This window comes from Paracoccus wurundjeri (genome assembly GCF_030678915.1).
In the GTDB taxonomy this organism is placed as follows: Bacteria; Pseudomonadota; Alphaproteobacteria; order Rhodobacterales; family Rhodobacteraceae; genus Paracoccus; species Paracoccus onubensis_A.
The window spans coordinates 21,711-31,307 of record NZ_JAUUTZ010000040.1; the positions used below are offsets into that span (position 1 = coordinate 21,711).

At 59.3% G+C, this 9,597-nt stretch carries 10 protein-coding genes and 1 pseudogene; 6 read left to right on the plus strand and 5 right to left on the minus strand.

Annotated features, from left to right (window positions below; all coding sequences use genetic code 11):
• Positions 1–302: 302 nt before the first annotated feature.
• From Q0601_RS24825 to Q0601_RS24830, 4 genes are all read right to left on the minus strand, one after another.
• On the minus strand, positions 303–845 hold the full coding sequence (locus Q0601_RS24825; protein WP_370656180.1) for a DUF1330 domain-containing protein: 543 nt from the start codon (positions 843–845) through the stop codon (positions 303–305).
• On the minus strand, positions 842–1,528 hold the full coding sequence (locus tag Q0601_RS23205) for a type 1 glutamine amidotransferase domain-containing protein (RefSeq protein ID WP_305292347.1): 687 nt from the start codon (positions 1,526–1,528) through the stop codon (positions 842–844). Before Q0601_RS23205 ends, Q0601_RS24825 begins: the two co-directional genes overlap by 4 nt.
• A gap of 162 nt (positions 1,529–1,690) precedes the next feature.
• Complete coding sequence (locus Q0601_RS23210) at positions 1,691–2,296, minus strand: TetR/AcrR family transcriptional regulator (protein ID WP_305292348.1); 606 nt, start codon at positions 2,294–2,296, stop codon at positions 1,691–1,693.
• Between the two features lie 110 nt (positions 2,297–2,406).
• The gene (locus Q0601_RS24830) at positions 2,407–3,336 is read right to left on the minus strand and encodes a LysR family transcriptional regulator (RefSeq protein WP_370656181.1); all 930 of its coding nucleotides are present in this window, start codon (positions 3,334–3,336) and stop codon (positions 2,407–2,409) included.
• Positions 3,337–3,436: 100 nt separating this feature from the next.
• Between Q0601_RS24830 and Q0601_RS23220 the strand changes: the two genes are divergently transcribed.
• Together Q0601_RS23220 and Q0601_RS24905 are read left to right on the plus strand one after the other, a co-directional pair.
• Positions 3,437–3,739: a hypothetical protein gene (locus Q0601_RS23220; RefSeq protein ID WP_305292350.1), complete on the plus strand. Its 303-nt coding sequence runs from the start codon at positions 3,437–3,439 to the stop codon at positions 3,737–3,739.
• Between the two features lie 36 nt (positions 3,740–3,775).
• A pseudogene (locus tag Q0601_RS24905) lies at positions 3,776–3,895 on the plus strand (IS110 family transposase); the annotation flags it as partial.
• Positions 3,896–4,250: 355 nt separating this feature from the next.
• Here Q0601_RS24905 and Q0601_RS23230 read toward each other — a convergent pair.
• Positions 4,251–4,814 carry a TetR/AcrR family transcriptional regulator gene (locus Q0601_RS23230; protein ID WP_305292351.1) on the minus strand — a complete coding sequence of 188 codons (564 nt, stop codon included), beginning with the start codon at positions 4,812–4,814 and terminating at the stop codon, positions 4,251–4,253.
• 145 nt (positions 4,815–4,959) lie between these two features.
• On the opposite strand from Q0601_RS23230, the gene Q0601_RS23235 reads away from it, so the two are divergent.
• From Q0601_RS23235 to Q0601_RS23250, 4 genes are all read left to right on the plus strand, one after another.
• The gene (locus tag Q0601_RS23235; RefSeq protein ID WP_305292352.1) at positions 4,960–6,366 is read left to right on the plus strand and encodes an amidase; all 1,407 of its coding nucleotides are present in this window, start codon (positions 4,960–4,962) and stop codon (positions 6,364–6,366) included.
• 97 nt (positions 6,367–6,463) lie between these two features.
• Positions 6,464–7,405: a LysR family transcriptional regulator gene (locus tag Q0601_RS23240; protein WP_305292353.1), complete on the plus strand. Its 942-nt coding sequence runs from the start codon at positions 6,464–6,466 to the stop codon at positions 7,403–7,405.
• A gap of 186 nt (positions 7,406–7,591) precedes the next feature.
• The gene (gene acuI / locus Q0601_RS23245; RefSeq protein WP_305292354.1) at positions 7,592–8,575 is read left to right on the plus strand and encodes an acrylyl-CoA reductase (NADPH); all 984 of its coding nucleotides are present in this window, start codon (positions 7,592–7,594) and stop codon (positions 8,573–8,575) included.
• Between the two features lie 379 nt (positions 8,576–8,954).
• Positions 8,955–9,566 carry an FMN-dependent NADH-azoreductase gene (locus Q0601_RS23250; RefSeq protein ID WP_305292355.1) on the plus strand — a complete coding sequence of 204 codons (612 nt, stop codon included), beginning with the start codon at positions 8,955–8,957 and terminating at the stop codon, positions 9,564–9,566.
• Positions 9,567–9,597 lie beyond the last annotated feature (31 nt).

Consider the following 9,597-nt stretch of genomic DNA (forward strand, 5'->3'; position numbering starts at 1 on the left):
AGCTCGGATCATGGGTGATTCCGACCATACACGAATTCATGCTGGCGTCACGCGCCGGAAGGCGCTGAAGGTGACGGCGGCGGGCATGATGTCCGTGCCATTTCAGATCATTGGACCTGTCGCAGAGGCAGGTGCCGATCAGTCCGATCCCGATCCTGCGCTGGCGCTGTGGCGGAACTGGCAGGCCGCCCATCACCAAACGAATAGGCTTTGCCGACAGCAACAGGACCTTGAGGCTTTGCTAATACGCAGGATCGGCTTTCCTCGCGCAGAGGTCGATCTGGATGATGACGGGGTGACCGTCACCCTGTCCCGAGCCGAGGATATCGAGGAATTGCTTGGCGGGGCTCCTGCGCTGGCCGGGCTATACGCGAAAGCAAAAGCTGAACTTGCGGCCCATCAGGCTCGCTGGGCGGAAGCCGATGCCGTGATCGGTTATTCTTCGGCACGGCAAAAGGAACTGGTGGCCGCCGATCATGCACAGGCACTGGCCGATACCTTGGCAGTAACGTCCGCAACGACGCTGGCCGGCGTCGCGGCCAAGTTCGATATGATCCTGCGGGAAGGCCAGAGTTCGGAGGAATGCCCGTGCTACCCCTCAGGCGATGAGGAAGTGCGGCCTGATACTCCGGACTCGCGTACCACGCCCGTGCGGCTTCCATCGACGGGAAGCTCAGGATGGCAACCCCATTGACCGGCTCGCCTTCCAACACCTCATGTGTGCCATAGAAGGCGAGCGGCACGAGCGGATGCACGTCTCGCGCGGCCGATGTCCGTTCCCTGTAGCGATCAAGGGATTGCGGATCGGTCACCGTCTCGCGGACAAAGACGACATAGGCAGTCACGCCGACGCCTTGAGCTGTTCGACCAGCCGCTGCGCAGCAGCAGTCGACGAGCCTGGGTTCTGGCCGGTGATCAGCAAGCCGTCCTGCACGATGTACGAGCCCCAGTCTGGACCCTTCGAGTAGATGCCTCCCTTGGCCTTCAGCTCATCCTCGACGAGGAAGGGGACGACCTTGGTCAGGCCGACGGCGGCCTCCTCGGTGTTGGTGAAGCCAGCCACCTTCTTGCCCTCGACCAGCGGCCGGCCTTGAGGAGTCTTCACGTGCCGCAGCACACCAGGCGCGTGGCAGACCAAGGCGGCGAGCTTGTTAGCAGCAATGAAGCCCTCGATAAGGTTGGACGAGTCCTTGCTTTCGGCCAAATCCCAGAGCGGACCGTGGCCGCCCGGATAGAAGACAGCGTCGAAGTCGTCCGCAGATACCTCGACCAACTTGACGGTGTTGGCCAGCGCCTCGTTGGCCTCTGCGTCGGCCTCGAACCGCCGGGTCTCGTCTGTCTGGAAATCGGGCTCGTTGCTTTTGGGATCGAGTGGCGGCAGGCCGCCTTTCGGCGAAGCAAGCGTTATTACGTACCCGGCCTCCTTGAACACATAGTAGGGCGCAGCGAGTTCCTCAAGCCAGAAACCAGTCTTGCGACCAGTGTCGCCAAGTTGGTCGTGCGATGTCAAAACGATCAGGATTTTCATGTTCATTTTCCTTCGGTTGTTAATGATGGTTCGTCACGCATCCGGCGGCGGAAGATACTTTGCTCGAATGACAGTCGGGCCATAACGCATTTTCGGCAAAAGCTATGTAGGCATAAGTAGACCGGTCGTCTATTTTTCAGTCAAAAATCTGATCTCCTTGCGCTATTTCCCCGACAGGATTTGGTCGGTAGCGGCCAGAGCGGCATCAAATGGGGCCGGGCTGCGGGCGATCTTCGTCATGACACTCGCGCCAAGCCATAGCTGGTAGAGCGTCTCTGCGACGTCATAAGGATTGCGGCTGCTCTCGATTGAACCATCTGCCAGTCCCTGCTTCACAACCCGCGATAGCCGATTGACAATAGCCGATGTGCCATTCTTCAGCGCGATCCGCATGCCTTCGGAGATGTCGGACACCTCGGCGCCAAGCTTCACAGCAAGGCATTTGCCTTCTGGATCGTCACGCTCCTGGTTGTCCCGCCAGAAGCGCCAATATGCGGCCAGCCGCTCGCGTGCTGAAACGCACTCATCGGCGAGTAATAAATCGACTTCAGCAAGATAGTTCTCGAAATAGTATTCAAGCAGGGCCTTGCCGAATGCGTCTTTCGAGGCAAAATAGTGATAGAATGAGCCCTTAGGGATTCCAGCACCGAGCAGAATCTCATTCAACCCTACAGCCGAGAACCCGCGCGCTGCGATAAGCCGCTTGGACGTATCAAGGATATGAGACTTCACGTCGGAGGGTTTTTCAGACTTCAGTGCAAGAGACACGATACTTCACCATCACTAGGAGACTGGTCTAATATGGCATCTTCGGTTCGTTGGTCAAGGCGCTAATTTGAACTCACCCAAAACGCAACCGACCAATCCAAGCGAAGACACTACACCTGCCAAGTCGACGAAAGGCTCCCGAGGAAGTCCATGACGATCTGAGTCCGCACGGGCGTTAGGCGCCGATCCAAGCGGACAGCGAATAGTGGCGCTTCCGCAGATCGCCACTCCGTCAAAACCTCGACCACATCGCCGCTGCGGAGGTCATCGAGCCCGAGCCAAGACGGGACCCATCCGATGCCCAGCCCAGCTCTCACCATGCTCCAGGCAGCCGCACCGTCGTCGAAAACGAACTTTGGGCGAGGGCTGTGACGAATGGCCGTTCCATCCATCGGCGAGTTAAAGCGCCAGCTGTCGATTTGACCGGTGGACTTGTTCCTGAACCCTACTTGTCGGTGAGCCACAAGATCCCCAGGCTTGTCGGGGACTCCATACCGACGCAGATAATCTGGTGTCGCGCACACGATCCATGGGAAGGTGTACATTTGCCTGAAAACATGTCCCGGCAAACCATCGAGATTTCCGGTCCTCACGGCGATGTCTATGCTCCGCGCCGCGAGATCGACGATCTCGTCGCCAGACTGAATCTCTATGTCGATATCGGGATGATTATTTAAGAACTGCGGCAACTCCGGCATTATGACGGACCGGACGAAAGCCGATGGCGCGCTCAAGCGAACCCGGCCGGTCGCACTTCGGCTACCCAACTCAGTCAATGTCGCCTCGACTGACTCCAATTCGTCGAGCAAGCAGCGCCCTCGGCCAAACAAGCGATCCCCCTCATCAGTAAGCGAGAAAGAATGCGTCGTGCGATGCAACAAGCGAATGCCGTGCGTCTGCTCGAAGCGCGAAACCGCCTTTGACATGGCTGAAGTCGAAGTGCCGGCCCTTCGGGCCGCTTCGGAGAACGATCCGGCCTCGACAATGCGCACAAACCAAAGGAGTTGTTGGAGACTTGGCGATAAAGGTGGTGTTGACATGCGGTCAACACTGACATGTAGGCACGTTGGGTTCAACTCCGCCGAGGCAGGAAATACATCTTGGCGTCCACGTAATGAGGCACACAATGGGGATGGCTGAATGAAATACTTGGTCGTATTTTCGATTGCTGATGGCAAGACGATGGATGATGTCGCCCCGCTTATGCTCGAAGAAGTCAAGGAGGTCTGGCGGTCTTACCAAAGTGGCCCTCTTCGGGAGTTCTATTTTTCGCCTAAGCAGCCAGCAGTTATATTGGTTTACGAGGCACCTGACGAAGAGACGCTTGAAGAGACCGTAGGTCGCTTGCCTATGGTCAGAGAACACGTCCTTGATCATCAAGTTTTCGAGCTTGGGGCCTTCGATAATCTTCAGATACTGTTCGACAAGACCTTGGCGAGTTGAACGCAGCGCCGCTCGTCAAGCGCAAGCGGTTTCACGATGGACCGCAATTCGCTGATGTTGGTCGCTGTGGCCCTGGCAAACATGATGGCCTGCGCGAGTTGGGCCATGCAGACCAAGAAAGAAGACTATCGGTATCCCGGTAGCGCAGCTGCCTGAGCAAGCGCTCGGTCGCTGCGGGATCAGGAGAGGTGGGCATGTGAGGAGGTCGTGAACGTCAAGGGCAAACGATCGGACTGATCGGGACCAGGAAAGGCACCGAGGCTCCAAGAGCGAAAAGCTCGCTGAGTTGATTTGCGCCTGTTCCGCGTATCTCCATGACGGCCCGCGGCAACCACTTAGCCGTATCGACAGGCCTGACACATGACCGCACCCGATCACATGCTCAGCGGCACGGATTTCCCTTGCATGAAACGGGGCATCCACACACGGAGCCTCCGGCAGACTCGGCGCGATTCATACGCTGGCGGCGTATCTGGCTGAGCGACGACTGGGGCAGGGGACCGGCCACGCTTTAGTCCGGCAGGAGCCCTTTGGCCCGATAGCTTTCGATCAATGCGTCGAACATCGAAATGTCCGAACGGCTTCTCGCGATTAGCTGAGCACCGGCGACCGCTGCAAAAATCGCGCGTGCTTGGGCTTCGCTATTCTCCGGGCGCGCAGCGCCGGCCGCGACAAGCGCCTTGCTGATCCAGGCGACGTTGATTTCGGCGAAGGTCTGAACCTCCACCGTTACCTCGTGCGGAAGATCATCATACTCGGCCGACATGAAGCTGCAGAGGCAGAGCCGATTATCGCTCTCGAGCGACCGTCGGAAAATTTTTGGATATTCCCGGAGCGCACTGATCGGATCCCTCGAGTCGGCGAACAAGGTGTCGAGCTCGCTTTTGGTATCCTCCCAATAACGCCGCGCAACCGCCGCGCCCAGGCCTGCCTTGCTGGGGAAGTGGTGATAAATGCTTGCCGCCTTGATCCCGACCTGGGCGGCGAGATCGCGGAAGTTCAGCCCGCTGTAGCCGTGTGATTGAGCGATCTGCCTGGCAGACGCTAGGATCGCTTCCTTTGAATTCGTCGTCATCTCCACGCCTCGGTTCCAGCGGCCTTCGCCCTACCAAGTGTTAGATAGGGGTTGACGAGCAGAAAATAAAGCACCTATATCGACCTAACGAACGACAGGTAGGCTTCGCATACGGTGTGTGGGAGCCCGAAACAGAGAGAAAGCCATGAGTCAGAACATCATCTATTGGGACGCCACGAAGCTCGCTGACATAATCCGCAGCCGCGAGGTGTCCTCGGTCGAGGTCGTCAAGGCGCATCTGGAGCGCATCCAGGCAGTGGATTCGAAGATCAACGCGATCGTCACGCTCGCCGATGACGCCCTTGCGCAGGCCGGAGCGGCGGACGCCGCGGTCCGCGCGGGTGAAGAACTCGGCGTCCTTCACGGCGTCCCGTTCACGGTCAAGGACTCGATCGACACCGCCGGCGTGCTGACGCAGCGTGGCTCGCCTATCTTCAAGGGCCGCACGCCAGACGCTGACGCAACCAGCGTCGCACGCATGAAGAGGGCCGGCGGCATCCTCCTCGCGAAGACCAATCTTCCCGAATTCTCCTACTGGATCGAAAGCGACAATCTCCTTACCGGCCGGTCCAGCAACCCCTGGGATCTGACGCGGACGCCGGGCGGCTCGAGCGGCGGCGAGTCGGCGGCAATCGCGGCGGGCATGTCGCCGATCGGTCTCGGTACGGATCTCGCCATCTCGGTGCGCGGCCCCGCTGCCCAGACTGGTATTTCGTCAATCAAGGCGACGCATGGCCGTGTCCCTATGACAGGCATTTATCCGCGAGCGCCCCGCCGCTTCTGGCATGTGGGGCCAATGGCCCGCAGTATCCGTGATCTGGCGCTCGCCTTCTCGCAGCTAGCCGGTCCGGACGGCCACGACGCCTTTTCGACGAGCACCGTTCAATTCGACGCCGGCATTGGCCGTCAGCCCTATCGGCAGCTTCGGGTGGGCTGGCTGGTCGAACCTGGCTTCGGCCCGATCGATCCCGAAGTCGCCAAGGTGGTCGAGGCCGCTGCTGAGGCGCTCAAGAGCCTCGGGCTGCATGTCGAGCCGGTCCGTATTCCCGCGCTCGAAAAGGACTTCGCGCTCGACGTCTTCAACCGCATCCATGTGATGGAGATGAAGTCAGCCTTCGCCGAGGCAACCGCTGGCCACGAAGACCAGATGTACAAGATGTCCAAGACGATGCTGTCGCTGCCCGACACGTCCATGGCGGACTATATCGAAGCTGAGCAGGCGGCCGAGCGCCTTCGCGATGGCTTCGCCGAGTATTTCCAGAATTTCGACGCGTTGATCACGCCGGTGCTTCCCCTCCCGGCCCACAAGCACGGGCAGGAGGAGTTCGTCATCAATGGCCAGACGGTCGATGCCACGTATCTGCAGGGCGCGACCGTGCCGCTCAACGTCACCGGCCTGCCGGGAATCTCGATGCGGTTCGGTACGAGCAGTGAAGGTCTGCCGATCAACGTCCAGATCGTGGGCAGTTGGTTGGCGGAATCAACGATTCTGGCAGTCGCGTCCCAGCTGGAAAGCATAAGCACTGTCCGAGATCTGCGCCCAACCCTTTGAGGTGGCAATTCAACTACTCTTGAATAGCTACACTCTCGTTCGCATTTTTAGTCGAAAGCATGCCGCAGAAAAGCAGCGTGTTGCGTTGGAGGGAACGATGACAGACCTCGAAGATGTGAAGGCGTTCCTAGCCGTAGCCGAGGCTGGCAGTTTCAGCGGCGCCGCTGTTGAGATGGCAACTTCCAAGTCGGTGGTCAGCCGACGTGTCGCCCGGCTTGAAGAGGGCCTTGGCACTCGATTGTTCACCCGTAGTAGCAAAGGCATTACCCCCACTGAGGCAGGGGACGCGCTTCGGTTTCGTGCCGGCAGTGCCTTCGGCGAGCTCGCCGAAGCTCTGCGCGATGCCGCGCGGAGCACGGGTGAGCTGACGGGCGTTCTGCGCATCACGGCGCCAATTGCCTTCGGGACCGCACACCTGGCGGATTTTCTCGTGGACTTCATGCGGGATCATCCCAAGCTGAAGATGGACGCCTCCTTCACCAATCGGCGGATCGACATCCTTGCTGATGGGATCGACGTGGCGGTCCGCATGGGCGCCTTACCGGACTCAACGCTGATTGCCCGGCGCATCGCGCCCATGCGTATCAGCGTGGCCGCAAGCCCGAATTACCTCGCCAAGCTTAAAGCGCCAAAGCGGCCTCGGGATCTCACCGCCCATGATTGCATCATTTACGGCGTGCCCGGGGGTGACCTTTGGCGGTTTCGCGGAAAGGATCGCGTCACCTCGATCCGCGTCGCTGGCCGAATGCGCTCCGACAATGCCGAGACAATTGTGGCGGCGGCGATCGCCGGGATGGGCATAGTGGCTCTGCCGACTTTCGTACTGGCGGGAGCGATCGAGCGTGGGGCGCTTATCCCGCTCCTTACCTCGTTCCCCATGATCGAGCAGGCGTTGTTCGCTGTCCGCCCTCCCGGCCCACCACCAGCAAAGACCCGGGCCTTCATTGATGCTCTCGTTGCTCGCTTCGGACCGGAGCCAGACTGGGACTACCTCTCCCAGGCATCTACCCGGGCTCGAACGAACAGCAGTGAAGGCTAGTCTGGAATCGGCACGTTCCTGACATGCCATTCAATTCTAACCCGGTGCCGTCGTTCGCGCAGACGCAACAAGCGGTTGCCCTAACCTTGCCTCCAACGTCGGTCCGCTGCGCTATAAAGTGACGATTTGATCGCGGCTCCACGCGCGCAGCTCCGCGGGGCCTTAAACCTGTATGGGAGAGCACCGATGTTCAGAGCACTTCTGGCTTCTAAAACTCACGATGGAATTTCCACCGATATCGTCGAAATGGACGACGAAACTCTGATGGAAGGCGAGGTGTCTATCTCCGTTGAGTATTCGACCGTCAACTACAAGGACGCACTGGCGATCAGTGGTCAAGCGGATGTCATTCAGGCGTTTCCACTTGTCCCTGAGATTGATCTGGCCGGTACGGTTGAGACGTCCTCGCATGATGGATTCTCGATCGGAGACCGCGTTGTCCTTAATGGTTGGGGGTTAAGTCAAACGCACCATGGCGGCTACGCCCAGAAAGCTCGCGTCAAGGGCGATTGGCTAGTGAAGCTCCCCGAGTCTCTGTCAACGAAGGACGCTATGGCGATCGGGACGGCGGGCTATACCGCCATGCTCAGTGTCCTGGCCTTGGAACACGCCGGACTGGACCCCTCGCGCGGCGATATCGTCGTGACCGGAGCAAACGGTGGCGTCGGCTCGGTTGCAATCGCGATCTTGTCGAAACTGGGATACCGGGTGGTTGCATCCACAGGGCGACCTGAGGAGGAGGAATATCTGCGCGCGCTTGGGGCAGCGGAGATTATCGACCGCCGTACTCTATCGGAGCCGGGTAGCCCCATTGCGCAAGAGAAATGGGCTGGCGCAGTGGACTCCGTTGGAAGCAACACTCTGGTGAACCTGCTCGCGCAAACACAGTATCGTGGCGTGGTGACGACGTGTGGACTTGCTCAAGGTGTCGACCTTCCTGGATCGGTCCTCCCGTTCATACTGCGGAACATCACGCTGGCTGGGATCGATTCTGTAAACGCGCCCAAGGAAGTCCGACTAATGGCGTGGTCACGCCTCGCGCAGGATCTCGAACTGGGTAAGCTTGCTGCGATGACACACGTAGTCGGCCTTGCGGATGTTCCGAACGTTGTCGACGGGATATTCCAAGGAAAGGTGCGTGGACGCACCGTTGTCGACGTTAACTCATAGCAGGCGGCGGCGGTTCGCGCGTGCGTCCAACGAACGCCCCGAGGCATTGTGTCGGTCACCGTGGTCTTGGCCTGACTCGCCTGAACGGCTTGTTAGCATCGTCGACCTGCAGAGCATTCGCGATGTTCCTCGTCGCATCTGAATGTTGCAAAGAGTTGAGCAAGCTTGGCGACCGAGCACGGCGTATGCCGACGGGCCGGGCGTTTCGGATATGCGTGAAAAGCCACCGCCGAGCGCGCTCTGCGTTCGCGTGAGCGCAACGGCCGGTTTCGGTTCTGCCACCTTCATTTTCTAGCGGCTGAGTTCGATCTTTAGGCCTCGATCATGGTTCCACACATCTGACAAAACGGAACCGCTCCAACCAGCCGAAAGGTGAAATATGTCCAATCTTCTTGTCATCGAAGTAAGTCCCCGAGGTCCATATTCAGTATCCCGTAATCTGGCCAAGCGGTTTACGGAAAAGTGGCAATCGTCTCACGGCGGCGATGTCGCCGTGCGTGATCTTTCCACGACTGACGTTCCATACATCAGCCTGCCGTGGATCGGCGGCGCCTTCACCCCGCCAGAACAGCACTCGCCGGAAATGGTCGAGGCAATTCGTGTCTCTGACGAATTGATCGCCGAGCTGAAGGCCACGGATGAGATCCTCATCGCCACACCGATGTACAACTTCTCGATTCCGGCCGTTCTCAAGTCCTGGGTAGACCATGTTCTTCGCGTCGGCGTCACGTTCAGCCCGAGCTACGAAGGCTTGGTTACCGGCAAGAAGGTCACCGTCATCATCGCAACAGGAGGCGACTTCTCGCCAGGCGCGCCTTTCGAGAGCGCCAACGTCGCCAGTGCATATCTGCGCCAGGTGCTCGGTTTGATCGGGATCACCGACCTGAACATCATTCTTGCCGGTCCCACCCTCACCGTCGACCAGGGTCAAACGACCATTGATGACTTCTCCGAGCGCTTTGAGCCAGCGCTCGAGGCCGCAGCGTCCTGACCCGATCGTGCCGTTGCGGTCGGCCTATCAC

What these genes read in the sequence shown, in the direction of transcription:
- Q0601_RS23205 (WP_305292347.1), bottom strand. Translation starts at nt 1,528, where the DNA reads ATGAAAATCCTGATCGTTTTGACATCGCACGACCAACTTGGCGACACT.
- Q0601_RS24830 (WP_370656181.1), bottom strand. Translation starts at nt 3,336, where the DNA reads ATGTCAACACCACCTTTATCGCCAAGTCTCCAACAACTCCTTTGGTTT.
- Q0601_RS23220 (WP_305292350.1), top strand. Translation starts at nt 3,437, where the DNA reads ATGAAATACTTGGTCGTATTTTCGATTGCTGATGGCAAGACGATGGAT.
- Q0601_RS23230 (WP_305292351.1), bottom strand. Translation starts at nt 4,814, where the DNA reads ATGACGACGAATTCAAAGGAAGCGATCCTAGCGTCTGCCAGGCAGATC.
- Q0601_RS23235 (WP_305292352.1), top strand. Translation starts at nt 4,960, where the DNA reads ATGAGTCAGAACATCATCTATTGGGACGCCACGAAGCTCGCTGACATA.
- Q0601_RS23240 (WP_305292353.1), top strand. Translation starts at nt 6,464, where the DNA reads ATGACAGACCTCGAAGATGTGAAGGCGTTCCTAGCCGTAGCCGAGGCT.
- acuI (WP_305292354.1), top strand. Translation starts at nt 7,592, where the DNA reads ATGTTCAGAGCACTTCTGGCTTCTAAAACTCACGATGGAATTTCCACC.
- Q0601_RS23250 (WP_305292355.1), top strand. Translation starts at nt 8,955, where the DNA reads ATGTCCAATCTTCTTGTCATCGAAGTAAGTCCCCGAGGTCCATATTCA.